Here is a 17,467-nt window from a genome sequence, read left to right as displayed (position 1 = left end):
TATCGACTCGTGCGACCAGAACTTTATATATACCCAATAGATTTTGAGTGGCACAGTAAAGCCGTCTACAGTGAGTTAATCATGAGTGTATACCCAAAGTACTTGAAGATGCAGGGTATTAATAGATATGGAGATGAACATGCCTTATGTAAATATTAAAATTACGCGTGAAGGGGCAACTGCGGAACAGAAAAAGCAGTTGATTGCTGGTGTCACCCAACTATTAGTCGATACTTTGGGGAAAAATCCCGCAACAACGGTTGTCGTCATTGATGAAGTGGATACCGATAACTGGGGTATTGGCGGGCACAGTGTTACCGACCTGCGAAAATCATCATAATAGGGTGCTAGACAGCGGGAAACTTGCTAGTTTCCCGACCTATATCATAAAAAATTTAAAACGTCGTTTTAATACTATTGACTCTGACTAAGCCAGCAGTGAGACTAACCCTATTTCGTTCCCACCACTGATTTACAATTCAGGAATAGGCCAGCTTTCCATGACCAGCAAAAATATTGCCGTTATCGGCGAATGCATGATTGAACTGTCACAAAAAGGTACCGACCTTAGCCGGGGCTTTGGCGGTGATACGCTAAATACAGCAGTGTATGTTGCCCGTCAGGTGTCACCGCAGGCCCTGAATGTGCATTACGTGACAGCATTAGGGACTGACAGCTTCAGTGAAGAAATGCTGGCGGCCTGGCAGCAGGAGAAGATCGATACCTCCCTTATTCAGCGGATGGATAATAAATTACCGGGGTTATATTTCATTGAAACCGACAGCACCGGTGAGCGCACATTCTATTACTGGCGCAATGATGCCGCCGCGCGCTTCTGGCTGACCAGCCCAGACGCTGACGCCATCTGTCAGCGCTTGGAAAAATTTGATTACCTATATCTTAGTGGCATTAGTCTGGCAATTCTCGACAACACATCACGTCAGCGTTTGCTGAAATTACTCCGTGCCTGCCGTGCTAACGGTGGCAAAGTTATCTTTGATAACAACTATCGCCCACGTCTATGGCAAAGCAAAGAAGAGACACAAGAAGCCTATCGCGACATGTTGGCCTGCACTGATATCGCGTTCCTGACATTAGATGATGAGGATATGCTGTGGGGCGAGAAGCCACTGGAACAGGTCATTGACCGGACTCAGGCTTTAGGTGTCAGTGAGATTATTGTTAAACGCGGCGCAGATTCTTGCATTGTCTGGGTGAAAGAGGGTTTTGAAGCTCACCAATACGATGTGCCCGCCGTTAAACTACCGAAAGAAAAAGTGGTCGATACCACAGCTGCCGGGGACTCCTTCAGCGCAGGTTATCTGGCGGTTCGCTTGACGGGTGGCAGCGCCCATGACGCAGCAATACGTGGTCACTTGACTGCCAGCACAGTCATCCAATACCGCGGAGCCATCATTCCACTGGCGGCAATGCCAGCAGTCTGATTAAACGTGAGCTGATGACCGCTACTGGCTAATCCTAAAGTGGAAAAGTGCAGTAGCGGTACAGCGGTTTATTGTGCCGTTGTTGGCGTTGGCGGTACGGCCTCCGTAGCACTAACGGCAGGAGCGGCGTCTTCTGGGACCACGGTGTGTGGTGTCATAATGGCGTTATACGCATCCTGTAGCGCCTTCACATTCACTTCCGGTTCGCCTTTCGGTTGCGTCAGAATCAGCGTGGTATCTTGCGAGAGTTGCTGTTTCAATTCCTGATTCAGTTCGGCTAGCGTCAGGCCAGACAAAAATGCCTGTCGTAGCTTCTGATATTGCTCCGGTGCAATATCCACCACACCACTTTGCTGTGAACGCAGACGTTGGCTCATCAGAATGTCAGTATCAGTGCGGGCATAGGTGGCAAACAACTTACTGAGCTGATCGTTTTTCTGCACCATCAATGCATCAAACTCCGCCTGACTCAGACCATTCTCACGCAAACTCGCCAGTTCACGAGCCACAAAATTCATGCCTGGAGTCAGGTTTTCCGTCGGAGTATTCAAGTGAATAGCACACTGCGCACGCTGATATTGCACTCGGCAGTCAAAGCCCAACTTCAGGTTCTTCTGATCACTCTTATCCAAAACTTGCTGGATATGCCAGAACAGCGCCTCTCGTGCTAAATCACTGCGCCAGTAACGGCTTAACGCCACAGAATCCTGAATAGGGTGCCATGGGGTATCCCACATCAGCGACAACGTATCTTGCGCCGCCTGTTCGCTCATCAAGCTCACGGGTTCAGGTGGTAATGGCGCCAACATGGCCATAGGGGCTGGTGTAGTGCGTTTCCCTTTCAACTCAGAGAAGGTTTTGCTGATTTGTGCCGCAATGCTACGGCTATCCACATTACCAACCACATACAATGTCATCGCATCCGGGGTATACCACTGCTCATAGAACTGTTTCAGCTTCTCGACATCAACAGGCCTTGCCACGGATTGGCCGGGATCATGCCCGATTAAAGAAGAGCCTTTAAGCCGATAGCGCCACCAAGGTTCCTGAATATTCTGCGGGAAAGTGGCGATAGGATCGGTCGCACTGTTCAGCGCGACATTGATAGTTTGTTCGCTGATGGCCAGCTTGCCACTGGTATCAGATAACCATGCCAAGGCTTCTTTCAGCAAATCAGGGCGGTTATTGGGCAAACTCAGGCTATATAAGGTGAAATCATAAGATGTAATCGCTGGTGGCAATGGGCGTTCGTTATCGACCCCTTGCTGCCACAGTGACTGAAGTTGGGCAGGAGTAAAACTCGCGCTGCTTATTAAGGCCAAGCGTGGCAATAGATGGGCAAAACCCACTTGCTGTGTGCTTTCTGATAATGAGCCAGCATTAACCACCAGACGTAGCTCAATCCGATCGCTAGGGCGCTGCGGCGTCGCCAGCAACTGCCATGAAAACCCGTTTTCTAACTTCCCCTGCTGCCAGGCAGGATCGGGTTGTAGTGCTTCAGCCTGCACATTACTGCTGACAGCCGCCAACAATAATCCACCAACTATAAGACGAATTCTGGTGCCCTGCATGTGAACCCCTACTTAATAAACTATCCAATCTTAACCCTGCTTACTTCGGGTATAAACGATACAATTTTGCATAAGTCACTCGTGAGGTGGGAGTGTACCATTCTGTTAGACCGCATGCTTTTGCCGATGTCACTCATCGGAGTAAAAAATAGTATCTAAATGGTAATTTATACAAGAAATGGGGATGTGGGGCTGGCTAACGAGGAACTGCTGGAGACAAAAACACCACCAGCAGTTATTTGAGAACTAAACATTATTTGAGAACCAAGGGGAATTCAACAGGACAAACCCCTTAATTCTTTGTTACGGTTTTATCAAGAAGAGACGCCAGGTTTTATCTCAGCATCTGGCACAGTTTTGTTCGATAACGCGGCTTGTAACTGATCGTTATCCAGTTGCTTACACCATTTGGCAACCACAACAGTGGCTACGCCATTACCGACCAGATTGGTCAGAGCACGGGCTTCAGACATAAAGCGGTCGATACCCAGAATCAGTGCTAAACCTGCCAAAGGTAAATGCCCTACCGCAGAAATGGTTGCGGCCAGTACGATAAAGCCACTGCCCGTGACCCCTGCCGCGCCTTTTGAGGAAAGCAACAACACCACCAGTAAGGTTACCTGATGAATAACATCCATATGGGTATTGGTTGCCTGTGCGATAAATACTGCGGCCATGGTCAGATAAATCGAGGTTCCGTCGAGGTTAAATGAGTAACCCGTCGGGATAACCAGACCTACCACTGACTTCTTACACCCTGCTTTCTCCATCTTATCCAGCATGCGCGGTAACACAGACTCTGAAGATGATGTCCCTAATACGATAAGCAACTCTTCTTTGATATAGCGGATAAATTTGAAGATGTTGAAACCATTGAATTTCGCGATAGAACCAAGCACCACGATAACAAATAGAAGACAAGTTATGTAGAAACAGATAATTAACTGACCCAGTTGCACCAAGCTGCCCACACCGTACTTACCAATGGTAAAGGCCATTGCACCAAAGGCACCAATCGGGGCCAAGCGCATAATCATATTGATGATGCCGAAGATGACGCGGGAGAAACTCTCAATAACATTAAAGATAAGCTGGCCTTTTTCACCCAAACGATGCAGGGCAAAACCAAACAGGACAGCAAACAACAGCACTTGCAGAATATTGCCGCTAGCAAAAGCGCCAACGACACTGCCGGGAATGATATCCAGCAGGAATGGCACAATCCCTTGCTGTGAGGCCTGCTCGGCATAAAGTGCAACCGCTTTTGCATCCAGTGTTGCCGGGTCGATATTCATACCAGCACCGGGTTGCACCACGTTCACAATCACTAAACCAATCAGTAGCGCAATGGTACTAACAATTTCAAAATAGAGCAGCGCAATGGCGCCTGTGCGGCCCACGGCTTTCATACTTTCCATGCCCGCGATACCGGTAACGACGGTACAGAAAATGACAGGAGCGATAATCATTTTAATTAGTTTAACAAATCCATCACCCAAAGGTTTCATTTGAGCACCGAGATCCGGGTAAAAATGCCCTAGCAACACCCCCAGCGTAATCGCCGTTAACACCTGAAAATAAAGACTTTTAAATATTGAAGCTTTCATAACTATGTCCTTTTGGAGAAATGCACGGCAGCTTGTCGCGTTGCTCTCTGTGATGATTGAATGACACTTCTTTTTTTATCCGTGCTTGCGCGGAAAATAACACCCTCATAACAATATGGAAATTATTAGTTGCACTGGATTGCACCCTTAACGCGAAATTAAGAACTGAAACGCTTCAAGCGGAAGTAACAGCGTAAATACCGTCGAATCAACCAGACAATTACCCACAAATGATTAGCACTGGAAAAAGAGGGGGAAAAACAACAAGACAGGTTGAGAAACACGCAGATGAGGGGGATTTTTGAATGAGGTTTTTTATAGGCAGTTGCCCCCTTTTTTAAGCTGAAGCAAGGGGGCGATGACGTAGTATGAGCCGAACTTACTTAATTGCTCGACTAGGGACAGCAGCAGCACTATTGATGACGATTTCGTTAATCGCACTCCACTTATTCACATCCGTGCCAAAGGTCTCCAGTTTGATATATTTGGCGGTAACTGGCGCAAAGGTCAGCTTCTCACCATTTTTGTCTGCCGTGGAGGTTTCCAACCCTTCTGCCAGCGGTTGCCAACTCTTGCCATCACTGGAGTAAGCAATGGAGAACTTCAGCTTACGTTCAGTGGGTTTGAATGGCACGATAAGAATATTGTCAATGGCTTGCTCTTTATCCAATTCCAGTTGAATCCAACTCTCCCCGGATGCCGCCCACCGTGTTTTAATATCACCATCAGCGATATTCGCCGGAACGTGGCCTTTTTCACTGTCATAACCGGATGCCGTGACAGCAACAATCTGTGCTGCATAACTCGAGACGCAGAACAGCGAACCGAGCAAAAAGGTAGCTAAAACCTGCTTTTTCATCAACCTATCCTTTTATCACCTGAATGAAAACCCGTGGGTAAAAGCGCCGGGCATGCAGACCCTGGGAAGCCGCTGCTCGGCACTTTTTACCAACAGCGGCCCCAGCACGGGCCGCTGTCGGGACTATTTACGGCCGTTCGGTTGCAGCTTCTCACCCACATTGAGTAAGAACAGTTCATTATCACGGGTTGAGATCCGGGCTGAACCATCGTCCATTCGGTAAGCACCCTCGGTAAAGCCTGCGCCATTAAGGAAAGGTGCAACTGCCTGTGGTTTATCACGCAGTGAGGCTTCCAGCGCCAGCAAAGCGTAAGGCTCTATGGCATCAACATCAGCGTATTGACGGTCTGGCGAAGCCATGAAGAAACCATCGATATAGCGTGTTTTGATGATGTTATCGCCGATTTTTTCAGCCAATAGCCGATAATCCGCTATCTGGCTGGCATTGTAGAGATCCAGTAATGCAAACAGAGCATAAGGATCGCTGTTGGTGGTATCTAACTTAACTTTCACATCTTTGCCTGGTGCCGTACCGATATCACCTAGCCCTTGGTCGTTGGCAATACCGCGAGCCACTTTCCACAACAATGGATCGTTATCGATGGCATAGGCACGCGCATAGGAAATCAGGAATTCATTGCCTGCTTTATACGGCTTGAGCACTGCGCCCTTTTTGCCGTAATAGCCATCACGCGGGAGAGTGTAGTGAGATAAATCCTGCCCATCAGCAATCATCGGGCGGAAAGTATTGTCCTGATCGTTATACGCATATTGGGCAAACGCCTTCAGGCCATCCACCGTCCATTTGAGTAAATCTTGTCCCTGAGGGCCTAAATCTTTACCTAACTGCAATTGCATTAAGGCATTTTCTGAATAAAGGGTACTGGTGCGCCCTTTCAGCATCATATTGCCTTCCAATGCAGCTGGACCAAACTCTGGTCCAAACTGACGTTGAGCGCGATCACCAAACTTGGAATGGGTATCCGCATCATCTGTTGGCTCTTCACGTTTTAGCGCTTGGGTAAACTGATAGACACCCAAGCCTGTTTTCGCATCACGTGGCAGCACATACTGGTCAGCCAACCGTTTAGCCCATACCAATGCACCTTGATCTTGCTGGTGTTTGTAGAGCAAAGATGCTGAATAGATCAGGTCATTACCCGCATTAAGGAAGCTCAGGCCCTTGGTGGCAAAGAAAGGCGGTTGCTGCTCAAATTTGCTTTCCCACAGCTCCCCCATCGGCTTGCCATACTCACCGTGGCGGCTGGTCTCAAGGATACGCCAGTCATAAACATGGGCATTCCAAAAACCACGAATAAACCGGGCGGTGGCATCGCTATCAGCCTTGAACATCAGGTCATAGTAGGGATAGGCATTTTTCAGCTCATGCACCATCTCTTTCTCGCTTGGCCCTTCTGGCTGAAGAGTTTTCAGATCAACAAACCGGTGCCCCCCCCAGTACAGTAAACCGCTTGGATCTTGATAGTTCTGGAAGTGGTAGCGAACAATATCCTCCGCACGTTTTTGATAACGATCATCGCCGCTAAGTTGGCTTAAACCGCTCATGACACGCATCAGATTTTGTTGAGCTGAGAAATTTGACAACACAGCCCGACGACCATCGGGGAATATCCATTCCAATTGTTGTCCAGTTCGGGGGTCAACACCATCCGCCAGCAGCGGGCTGGGTTTATCACCGTGGTAGGTATCTGATGCCTTATTCAACACATTATCGACATACTGTTTTACCACAGTGAGACGGTCAGTATCCGCTGCCTGCCCGGCGGGCATGTACAGCGTAGCCAGCACTGCCATACTCAAAAATAACGCTCTTTTTTTCATTACTTCGTTACCTGTCAAAAATCGTTATAGCGAGGTGTGACCCCAGAGGTCAGAATTGTGCTATTTCAAATAAATTTAGAAGCTGTATTTGATCCCTACACGATAACGGGTTTGACGTTCATCAGTATTTTTACTGCCGGAAACGTTGCCGATCGCCATATAAGGAGACCAGTTTTTATCCCACTTATAAGTTAATTTAAAATCATGCGCCCAATCGTAATTTTCGTTATCTGACAGCACAACACCGGCTTTATTGGCTTGTTTGTAATCCAATTCATAGTCTAATTGGAAATCTTTGTTAATTTTATAGCTCAGAACACTTGTCAGATTATAACCATGTTCAGAGGTGTCTTTTTTCGTATTAATATTGGCACTGGTGCGCTTATAATAAGGACGATAACGTAATGAAATAGAGAGATCGTCAGTCATATTTGCCTTGCCGCGCAGATAAGGACGATAGTTGTTAGCAGTGGAACTTGAATCTAATGAGAAACCAGGTTCAATAGAGAATGTTTTGTCAATTTTGTACACGTAGCTAGCAACCACTTCGGTCCCATTACTGACACCTTCGTGGAAAGGCTTGTCTTTGTCACTGGCGCTTTTCCACTTACCTTCAAGAGATAAGCCAAAACCATTAGCAAAGCGATGAGACATTAATAAACGGTCTTTGTGGTTATTGCCACTTTGGTCTTGAGTTTCATGACGATAGTCAATAGTTACAGCCATTGCGCTGGTGCTGATAAGTGATGCCACTGCCAGAGATAGTAATTTAAATTTCATTACAGTTACCTTATTTTAATAAAAGATATTAATTATTATGATAAATACCAACCGCACTTATGAAACAGCATTCTATTTATTTTGATATTAAGTTCCGCGATCAATGACTGATAGTTCGAAATTAATAAAACAAATATCCATTTATGTGACACGGTTCAAAGTAAATAGTTTTTATTACTGCCTATTCCTGTAATTTTTATGTTATATCGCAGGTGTAGCAAGGGATTGACGCTATTTTCAGCGAAATGACTTGGGTGATAAATAGTCTTGACGGATTGATAATATTTAGGTAAGAAGAAATAAATTAATAGATGTCAGCCGAATATTTTCTTATCGGTATTATTGTTGGTTTTAATTAATTCTATATAATAGTCATTATTCGCTCTATTTTTGATAGAGAAATATTCGTTAATATAGTGGAAGAGTACGCCAGAGCGGATATTATTGATTTAACGTTTTGGGGATTTAATATAAGAAAGAGTATTATTTTGAATTTTTCTATTTAGCCGAAAGTTCTGACATTCTGCCGAATTACAGTGATTGAACCAAATTAATCGGCCCGTTAATCACTGACGCACTGACTCAGGCCCAGTGATTTGGGTGACAAATCTGCCGGGAGCCAATTTGAAGGCTGCAAGCCGGAGCCTTGAGGAGAGGGGCCGAGCATATGAGTGCCGCTAGCAACGTTGTAGCGTCAAGGATGAAGGGTGTAGCGGGTCTCGAACACCTCTCGTGGTAACGGCTGCGAAAATAGAAACCCCTGCCCACAATGAATACCATTCTGCAGCAACCATTGCCGTTGTTCTTCGGTCTCGACCCCTTCAGCCATTACGCGAAGATTCAACACCCCGGAGATAGTGTTAATGATGCGCGCCATCGCATCATCTTCTGGCAGGTGCTTCACAAAGCTTTTATCCAGTTTGATAATGTTGATCGGCAAACTTTTCAGGTGGTTAAGATATTGCAGGCTTGAATGCCCAGTACCAAAGTCATCCAGCGCGATAGATAAACCTAGCCCACGTAGCTCATGCAGTAACGCCAGCGCCTTATCGAGGTTACGGATACGGGCGGTCTCGGTAATCTCTAGCACCAATTGGCGCGGATCAATGTCATAGTGGTTAATGACAGTGCGTAGATGCGTAAGGATATGATCACATTGTACCTGCAAGCCGGAGATATTGACCGCCAACGATAAGGTAATACCTCGTGCTTTCCAATCGGCGAGAATACGGCAAGCTTCTTCCAGTACCCAACTGCCCAGCGGGGTCATTGCACCACTTTCTTCTGCATCAGGAACAAATTCGGAAGGTAAACGATAACGACCATCTGCCTGACGCCAGCGTAATAATGCTTCTGCACCAATAACCCGTGGTTCACTCATATCCCATTGGGGTTGTAAAAACAGGACAAAATCATTTTTTTCAATGGCTTGCAAAATATCATGTGTCTGCGTGAGCTGTTTTTGTGTTTTGTCTAACGCGGACAACTCGTTGCCATGAATACGGTTCATGTCCGTATACGCCTCAGCAAGCAGTTGCTGATTACGATTATAATTATGCACCAACACCCCCAGTTCATCGTCCTGATGATGGGCGGGTAAGGTGAGTTGGTGATTCAGTACGCCTTGTTGACCAATCTTTTCCAGCTCTTTCGCCATCGCCCGCAAAGGGTGAATAATCAGACGGTTAATGCACCAAGCGATAGAAACCGACAATACCAATGCCAGCAGTAAATAGGTGGAAAGCATTGCTGACAACGCACTGAGAATGAACTGATACATGCGGAATGAATCCACCCGCAACACGAGATGTGCCAGTGGCTGCGGGTTGGCCGATACCCGCTCTAGCGCATATAGCGGCACAGTTATCTCTACCGGCAGAGAAAAAATACGTTTCGCCCAATGAGGAACCGGCCTTTCAGTGGGGAAATTGGCATGCAATACCTGAATTTGGTTCGGCAATATCACTTCTGCGCGACTGAGGATGCCAATCGGCAATAAGTTATTGAGGATTTTTTTGGCTTGCGGAATATCAACGCTCAAGATAGCTTCTGAGAGCGGTTGGCGGACAGAATAAGCGATACTCTCCAACTGTTTGGCGTAGTCATCTTTGCGCTGCTGCACAAAGTGGAACAACTGAAGGACGATAAAAATACAGATAGTCACCAGTGCAACACCCGCCACTGCCGCCATTTGTTTAATCGTTAATGAACGCCTTACCCGCAAACTCGTTCTCCGCCAATGTCGACTGAATAAAGTAAAATGGTTGCCACAGATAGATGGCTACTCGTCGATTCTGTCTGAGTATACTCGATCGCTTTCAGATTTTATCCGTGATAACAAACCGGAGGGGAAGAATACCGTGGGTTTCGGTCTTTTCCTACCGAGAAAGCAACGTCAGAGCGTTATTTCTCCCTCTGACGTTGCTTTTTCAGGCAAATCGGCACTTATGACTGATTATTTGAAGTCTGCGTAGGGCACTAATGGCTGTGGCGGCATATCCAAATCACCCTGCCACCCTGCCATTGAGTAGCGCAGGTAGATCAGTGCATGGCTTGGGGTATAATCTTTTGCTTGTTGAATATCTACCCCAGCCCCTAACGTCCAGTGTGAACTCAAACGCCGCTCAATCAACGCCCGCAAAGTGTAACCCACACCATTGCTGCTTTCACCGCCATCCGGCGCATAACGATCTGGGATAGGCTGGAGGCTGTTTACCAGCAGATTTTGCAGTGGATAACGCGCGCGATCATTAGTGGCGGAATGTGATACAGATACAGACCCACCAAGCTCCCATGACCAGTTATCCGTCCGTTGCCGATAGTTTACCGGAATAGCCAGTGACAGATATTTCTGTGGGCTGTAATACCCCCCTTGGCCGAGGGTGTAGCCGCTGAGATCTTTTTGATAATGCCACCACATGCCATTCAGGCCGACAGTGAAACGGCGATTATCCTCATTAATCAGTTTGTAGTAATAGCCGGTCATAAAGCGCAACCGCTGGTTGTCTGCCACATTTTGGCCAGTTAGATAATGATAACTTAAATCACTCCAGACTCCGTTGGCTTCACCCCGGTCATAACTGGTGCCTAAGCTAACGCCAGTGGCTCGCACGCCCCCCCAAGTCACATTAGTATTCGGGTCGACTGTACCGGCAAAAGCCAGTAACGAACTGGAGATGGGTCGCCGCGATGCGGTTGCCGTCCAACCGATATGGTTCCAGCTATTGCTGTACGCCAGTCCTCCGACTACATCAACGACCTCAAACCCCATAGGCGTGGTGCCGATATCTGTAGCCCAGTAGTCATTCTGCCATCCCACCGCAACACTGGTACCCGTCGCGCGTTGATGCATGGTTGCCTGACAAGGGATCAATGTTTGGTAGCATGTACCGGCTTTATATCGGGTATTCTTATCAAATGTGCCAGCATCCATCTGTATGGTATCGGTTCGGAAGAAAGCCCGACCATCCCCTAGAGAAGTATCCACTTGCAGCATCGTGTTATGCGCGCTGAGATCAGAAATCCCCTCGGTGCCACTGGAATGCAGATAATCATGGTCGAGTGTGACGCGGGTATCCTGCTGGCGATACAGGTCGGCTGCATCCGCGCGAATGCCTCGCTTGAGCCAATCATCAGTGGCCTGATTACGTGTCAGTAAGGTATAGCTGTCATTATCTGCGGGAAGAGTCGGCGCGATACCACTGGCCACCATGGCATGCTTGAAGTCATCTTGTGCATTCGCAGGTTGCCCTTGCAATTGTGCTACGCGGGCTGAGTCACGGAAGACCAGCGCATTATCCTGTGACGGCGCTTTAGCCGCGGCCGGCTTCAATCGCTGGAAGATATCCGTCGCTTTTTGTGGCTCCCCGACACCGCTCCAGGCATTAGCTAATCGGCGTTGGGTATTTATTGTCGCCCCTTCCACCGTTAAGGATTCACGCTGCAAACGCTGGCGTGCATCACTGAGACGACCTTCGGCAATATAGGCTTCTATTTCACCTAAACGGGCATCGGGGTTTTGTGGTTCACGGGTACGAATACGCTGATAGCCCGCCAGCGCCTCACTGTAGTCGCCACGTTCCAGCGCCCAATCTGCCAGTGTAAGGTCAATTTGGGTATTTGCCGGTTGCTGGTGTAACGCCGTTATTGCGCCAGCCTCATCGCCATTAGCTCGCAACTGACGAGCTAATGTCAGCACCTGATCTAATTTCAAGCGTTGGTCTAATTCACGGATATTATCATTCCATTGTGCCATTGGCAGAGTATCTAAATGCCCCAAGGCCTGACTATCACGCCCCGTGCTCGAAAGATAAAGTGCATAGGCATAAACCTGCTCCGGATCCCCCGGCTTACGACTTGCCAGTTGGTGGAACTGCGCATCGGCTTGGGTTACGTGGCCATCTTGTGCCAGTGCTTGCGCCAACCGGTAAGTTATCCAGACATCATCCGGCGCTCGCTTTTGCGCCTCGCGATATTTTTCTGCCGCCTGATGCCACTGTTGCTGCGCTGCCAAGGCTTCAGCCTGCTGTTTCAGACTATCCAATTGCAGGCTATCTAATGTGTCACGCATTTTGGCCTGCTGGTTGCGCGGCAAATTATTCAGATAATCCAGTGCTTTTTGGGGGGACTCACGTTGATAGATATTGGCTAGCCCACGGACAGCACTGCTGTTCGTCGAGTCCAGTCGCAGTGCTTGCTGATAGTGCTGCTCGGCACTTTTATCATCATGACGAGCGACAGCGACATCCCCCAAACCGACTAACGCATAGCTGTCACTGCCATCAATTTGCCTCGCCTGCTGGTATTTCTGTTGAGCTAATGTGATATCACCGGCTTTCAGCGCTTTATCACCCTGATCATTGAGCAACCAGTAGCGGTTGGTTTTAATCAAGCTGGCCCACTTATCACTTTTCAGGCCATTTGTGTCGACTTTCTGTGCCTGTTCAAACAAACGCAGTGCTTGCGCCCGATCACCACCACGGGCGTAAGCCAAACCTAGTGCTCCCAACAATTCCGGGTCATTAGGTGACGCAGCCAGTGCTTGTTTCAGTGCTGGGACAGCGGCGATTCCCGCACCACTGTCCACTTTTGACAGCCCACTTAACCGAGCCTGATAAGCGGGATCCACCAACATAGCCTGCTGATTAGCCAGCTCTTTACGCGCAATGTCGGCCTGAGGGCCTGTTGAGAATACATCAAGGAAGTGGGTCAATGCGGCAACACTGCTTGGGCTGACCGTCATCGTTTTAATAGTGTCCATCCACACATCAGCGGCATCTGACGTTCCCACGGGGTCTGCGGCAACTTTGGTCAACATCGCATACCCTAGATCAGGCTTTTGCTGGCTAAAATACATCCGCGCCAGTGCCATCCGCAAAGCGACATTGCCGGGATATTGCTGGTCAAGAGAAGCCAGCTTCTGCGTAGCCAGTGCTTCCTGACCCGGTAACCGCGCCACCAGCCGCCAATACTCTACCGCAAGATCTAATGTGGGTGGATTGCCTTGCAGCAGTTGGTCATATTTCCCTTTGGCTTCGGCAACCCTTCCTGCCGTGGCCAGCAGACGCGCTTCTTGTAGCTGCTGGCGCACTTCCGGTTTAGTCAGGGCCAACATCAGTTTCGCCCGCCGATAGACGTCAGTGTCGGGTGCCAATTGTTGCAGTTTATCAAGCTGTTTTTGTGCTTCGGCCAGATTCCCTTGCCGCAAGGCCTGACGCATTCCCGCCGCGATAACATCAGGATTATTCGGATCCATCATGTTCAAGCGATACAGGGACTGCTTGACCAACTCATCTTTATTGGTCGCCTCGCCCAGCCGTACCTGTTCCAACAGGAACTGGGTCGGCGAAACAGATTCGGCGGCAAGGGCAACACCGGTAAAAGTTTGAGGCAACAGCGCCAAACTTAGCAGCCAGTTTATTTTAATGTTGCGCATTGACTGTTCCATGAGGGCTGAAGCTCGCCCTGCCGATTAAAACGATAACGCTGCTGCGCCCATCCCTGACCAAACAGGGTCAGCACTGCACTGTAGTAAGCATCTGCGCCCGGAGGCGAGTCTTGTACTCGTTTTTGTTGCTGACTCAATGTTTGTTTATTAAACGGTGCCGGGCTACTCGCTAAAAATGGCAGTAATGCCGCTGAAAACCCTACCGGCCCGTCGCCATTGGCTTTGCCAGTACTGGTATCCATTTTTTCTGGCGGTAAGCCTCGCTGCTCGGTAATCTCTGCCATCGGCTGAAAGCGCTGGATGAGCGCGGCTTTTTGCGGGCTGTTATTAGACAATAAACCCGCCCATAAATAGGTTCGAATAGCATCGTAACTCCCGACGTTCGGGTGCACATCATCCGGTTGCCAACCCTTGCCCTCTTGCCAGACAACCCAATCAGCGGTGAAACCATGAGGAGCACTTTCCAGCCATAACCGCTGATTGGCTTTCACCATCGCTTTCCATGGCCCCGATAAAGAAGCAAAACGTGCCAGCAATTGTGGGGGTAAATAGCTTGGATTGAGCCGCCAGCGGCCTTCATCGCTAAAACCAATTTTGCCCGGCATTAGCATCTCACCAAGACCTGGGATCTTGACCACTTCTTCTTTGGCGATACGTTGCAGCAGCAAAGTCCCCATCGTCTGGTAGTGGCGAACATCCCATAGCCGCCCCGCTTCTAACAAACTGTATGCAATCCATAAATCGGCATCAGAAGCCGAATTGGGATCCAGAACCCCCCAATGACGTTGTGGATGTTGCCCCCACAACCATGCGGGCAGGCGAGCCGTTAAATCACCCGCCGCCAGATTGTTCTCGGTCCAGGTTAATAAGCGGTCGAATGTCTCCCGGTCATTAGCAACAAGTGCAAAAAACAGCCCGTAGCTTTGCCCCTCGGAGGTAGTAATTTGCCTTGGACTACTAGGGTCAATAACTCGCCCACCATCACTGATATAGTGCTGTTTGAATTGCTGCCATTGCGGCCAATCACACGCCGCCGCTGCGCCAAAACTGGCAAGCAGCAGCAGAGTGCATATCAGTCGTTTAACCATCACGACCATCCGAATTAGTCTCTCTCATCAGGCGATAAACGCCGACGGCTTATCAGGCGTAATAAGCGCCAAGCCATCATGGCTGCCACCACCACAACCAACACCGCCACACCGGCCAGCAGTACCGGATGGGTCGACAAGGTGTGCCAAATGCGCTCCCACCACGGCAAATGACCGACATCATAGGTATCCCCGACACGCAAGCTATTGACGCCAGACTCACGGATCACCGCGACTGAGCCAAAAACCGCCTCACGTTTACCGGTATCAAGCAGGGCATTATTCAGCAAGTTATAGCCACGTGGGCTATCAGCCAATAGCGCCACAATACTGCGTTGCGGGAAGTTAGGTGACTGCACGCCGATAATCGCCGACATCGCCCCTTCAGAACTGACGGTTGCCTTGCTGTCTGCTACCCAATCTGACGCGGGTGCCATCATGCCTGACAAACTCGTTTGCCGATTGGGCATTTTGACCCAGCTCTGCGTTTGATCCACCAGCAAGCTAATCTTCTGGTCATCGCGTAACTCTGACGGGATCGTGCCGATAATCAGCACATCAACATCTTTGTCTTTCGCCTGTGACCAATCGTCGGTGATATTTATTCCCACCGCGGGATAACCGACCTGTGCCCCAATATTCCCCACCGCGTTGAGAAGTGTGGTCAGTTGTGACGCTGCCGGTTTTGGTGGCACCAATACCAATGTCTCAGAGAGGTCAGCCATGCGACTGAACGGGAAGCCCGCATTAGCGAACGCCCGCAGATCAGGCATTTCCATAAAGTGGCGGTAACCGGAGAAATCAATAGTGGAGTTACCATCAATCACCGCGTGGTTTGCCGCTGTAGAATACGTCTCACACCGCCCCTCGGCCCCGCTTGCCAGTAAAGTGCTGTAATCAAAATCAAAACGAAGTTGGTTAGTGGCCCCCAGTTTCAATGCCGGAATGGTCAGCCGCTTCGCTGCATCTTGTAAACCTTGCAGTAGGGGTAGACGCAGAATTTTACTGTCTTCCGGCATATTTGGTGACAGTGGGTAGTCCTGCACAAACTGATTATTCAGACTGATGCTTAAGCGGGAACCATCCATCAGGCGTGTTGAGGTATAGCGGTATTTCAAGCGCATATCGATACCGGCGCTGCGAATTAGGAACAGATCCGGCGGTAGGTTCATCGATAATGAAATGGGTGGCGGTAACAAGCCGGTTGTTTGTAGTTGGTCTGGATATTGCTGCAGCTCCGCAAAGGTCATTGGACGATCAGTTCGTACCCAGTTAGGTGCGTCATAGGGCACACGAGGTGCCAGTTGTTCAACGTTATCCACCGTTACATTCTGACCACGGAACAGAATGTTGCCTTGTGCAATCCCCTGCGCTGCCGTGATCAGGTCATTATCATCACGCCCCAAGACCAGCAGTAGTTTTACATAGGGGTTATCAGGATGGCTGATGATCTCCACGGTTGGCGCTTTGACCGGTGGATAATCTTGCAGGAAGTCAGGCCGCTGTGCGTTGGTCGCGAAGATCACAGCATGTTGGGTGGGGAGCTGGTTATACAGCACCGGGAAATTCTGTCCACGCCATTGTGCTTTGTCACCAAACCACGATGCCAAAATGGACGCGGCTCGCTGTTGCGCCACATCCGGTACAGCAGCAAACACCACTGGCAATGTCAGTGGGCGGTTATCTCTGGCATCAAAGAACGGCTCAGGGAAATGGGATAAATCATTTTTAACCGCCAGTGATTGATAGCGTAAATCCAGCGAGCTGGATTTGCTGATATCCAGCCATAACGTACTACTGGCCGGGTTTTCACAAATATTCTGGTAATGACCAACAAACACCAGCCGCAAGCGGTTGAAATCGGTGATATAGCGCGAGTCAATGGGCAACTGAATGCGAGTCGGCTTACCCAGTTGCTCTTTGGTGACTGCCGTAACACCCATCAGTTCGTCATTGAGGAAAATTTTTAGCTGCGACTCCACCGGGATCAACGATGGCGATGGCGTAAACTCCAGATTCAATGTCGCGTTAGTGACCACTTCATCACTGCGCACACCGAATTCAATCACCCCCTCCGGGTTGGTGCCACGCAGTGAGAATGTACCCGGTGGAGGAGCTATTTTGGCGAAAGTGTACGCCACATCCCGTACCGGTACATTGGCATCAATGGTTGGCACAGCAGGTGTTAGCTCCGCTGTCGATTCTACGGCAAGCGAAGACGCCGCCGATTGAGGTGACGGCGTTGCCGGTGTTTCGGCATGGGTGAATGGCGTCAATCCCAAAGCCAGTGCGGTAAACCAGGTTATTTTTCTCGTCATCATATCATCA

The 17,467-nt window shown here is 49.0% G+C and carries 11 protein-coding genes; 2 read left to right on the top strand and 9 right to left on the bottom strand.

The window, feature by feature from the left end:
* Window positions 1-139 precede the first annotated feature (139 nt).
* Entirely contained in the window at window positions 140-340 is a 201-nt protein-coding gene (locus ACIOG0_RS00505) for a 2-hydroxymuconate tautomerase family protein (RefSeq protein ID WP_004388926.1), read from the top strand.
* Between the two features lie 160 nt (window positions 341-500).
* A complete protein-coding gene (locus ACIOG0_RS00500) occupies window positions 501-1,445 on the top strand; it encodes a sugar kinase (protein ID WP_050140036.1) in 945 nt (314 codons plus the stop codon).
* Between the two features lie 68 nt (window positions 1,446-1,513).
* Here the strand turns inward: ACIOG0_RS00500 and ACIOG0_RS00495 are convergent, their stop codons facing one another.
* The 9 genes from ACIOG0_RS00495 to bcsB all read right to left on the bottom strand — a co-directional run bounded on the left by ACIOG0_RS00495 (window position 1,514) and on the right by bcsB (window position 17,457).
* On the bottom strand, window positions 1,514-3,016 hold the full coding sequence (locus ACIOG0_RS00495) for a pitrilysin family protein (RefSeq protein WP_050099486.1): 1,503 nt from the start codon (window positions 3,014-3,016) through the stop codon (window positions 1,514-1,516).
* 314 nt (window positions 3,017-3,330) lie between these two features.
* Window positions 3,331-4,623: a dicarboxylate/amino acid:cation symporter gene (locus tag ACIOG0_RS00490; RefSeq protein WP_050099485.1), complete on the bottom strand. Its 1,293-nt coding sequence runs from the start codon at window positions 4,621-4,623 to the stop codon at window positions 3,331-3,333.
* Window positions 4,624-5,002: 379 nt separating this feature from the next.
* Window positions 5,003-5,482 (bottom strand): discoidin domain-containing protein, encoded by a 480-nt coding sequence (locus ACIOG0_RS00485; RefSeq protein ID WP_050099484.1) that lies wholly within the window; start codon window positions 5,480-5,482, stop codon window positions 5,003-5,005.
* A gap of 123 nt (window positions 5,483-5,605) precedes the next feature.
* A complete protein-coding gene (locus tag ACIOG0_RS00480; RefSeq protein WP_050099483.1) occupies window positions 5,606-7,324 on the bottom strand; it encodes a pectate lyase in 1,719 nt (572 codons plus the stop codon).
* Window positions 7,325-7,399: 75 nt separating this feature from the next.
* Window positions 7,400-8,104 (bottom strand): oligogalacturonate-specific porin KdgM family protein, encoded by a 705-nt coding sequence (locus ACIOG0_RS00475; protein WP_050099482.1) that lies wholly within the window; start codon window positions 8,102-8,104, stop codon window positions 7,400-7,402.
* A gap of 694 nt (window positions 8,105-8,798) precedes the next feature.
* Entirely contained in the window at window positions 8,799-10,328 is a 1,530-nt protein-coding gene (locus ACIOG0_RS00470) for an EAL domain-containing protein (protein ID WP_128451435.1), read from the bottom strand.
* Between the two features lie 231 nt (window positions 10,329-10,559).
* Window positions 10,560-14,039, bottom strand: coding sequence for a cellulose synthase complex outer membrane protein BcsC (gene bcsC / locus ACIOG0_RS00465; protein ID WP_050140040.1), 3,480 nt, complete (start codon window positions 14,037-14,039; stop codon window positions 10,560-10,562).
* Window positions 14,021-15,148, bottom strand: coding sequence for a cellulose synthase complex periplasmic endoglucanase BcsZ (bcsZ, locus tag ACIOG0_RS00460; protein ID WP_050140041.1), 1,128 nt, complete (start codon window positions 15,146-15,148; stop codon window positions 14,021-14,023). Before bcsZ ends, bcsC begins: the two co-directional genes overlap by 19 nt.
* 5 nt (window positions 15,149-15,153) lie before the next feature.
* Complete coding sequence (gene bcsB, locus ACIOG0_RS00455; protein ID WP_050099620.1) at window positions 15,154-17,457, bottom strand: cellulose biosynthesis cyclic di-GMP-binding regulatory protein BcsB; 2,304 nt, start codon at window positions 17,455-17,457, stop codon at window positions 15,154-15,156.
* Window positions 17,458-17,467: the final 10 nt, after the last annotated feature.

It is taken from the genome of Yersinia vastinensis (assembly GCF_044905075.1).
GTDB classification, from domain to species: Bacteria; Pseudomonadota; Gammaproteobacteria; order Enterobacterales; family Enterobacteriaceae; genus Yersinia; species Yersinia vastinensis.
Note: the sequence above shows the minus strand (reverse complement) of the source record. Positions and strands in the feature narration are given on the sequence as shown.

Excerpts from the sequence above, each read along its gene's own strand:
- ACIOG0_RS00485 (WP_050099484.1), bottom strand. The coding sequence starts at position 5,482 with ATGAAAAAGCAGGTTTTAGCTACCTTTTTGCTCGGTTCGCTGTTCTGC.
- bcsZ (WP_050140041.1), bottom strand. The coding sequence starts at position 15,148 with ATGGTCGTGATGGTTAAACGACTGATATGCACTCTGCTGCTGCTTGCC.
- ACIOG0_RS00480 (WP_050099483.1), bottom strand. The coding sequence starts at position 7,324 with ATGAAAAAAAGAGCGTTATTTTTGAGTATGGCAGTGCTGGCTACGCTG.
- ACIOG0_RS00495 (WP_050099486.1), bottom strand. The coding sequence starts at position 3,016 with ATGCAGGGCACCAGAATTCGTCTTATAGTTGGTGGATTATTGTTGGCG.
- ACIOG0_RS00505 (WP_004388926.1), top strand. The coding sequence starts at position 140 with ATGCCTTATGTAAATATTAAAATTACGCGTGAAGGGGCAACTGCGGAA.
- bcsC (WP_050140040.1), bottom strand. The coding sequence starts at position 14,039 with ATGCGCAACATTAAAATAAACTGGCTGCTAAGTTTGGCGCTGTTGCCT.
- bcsB (WP_050099620.1), bottom strand. The coding sequence starts at position 17,457 with ATGACGAGAAAAATAACCTGGTTTACCGCACTGGCTTTGGGATTGACG.
- ACIOG0_RS00500 (WP_050140036.1), top strand. The coding sequence starts at position 501 with ATGACCAGCAAAAATATTGCCGTTATCGGCGAATGCATGATTGAACTG.
- ACIOG0_RS00475 (WP_050099482.1), bottom strand. The coding sequence starts at position 8,104 with ATGAAATTTAAATTACTATCTCTGGCAGTGGCATCACTTATCAGCACC.
- ACIOG0_RS00490 (WP_050099485.1), bottom strand. The coding sequence starts at position 4,623 with ATGAAAGCTTCAATATTTAAAAGTCTTTATTTTCAGGTGTTAACGGCG.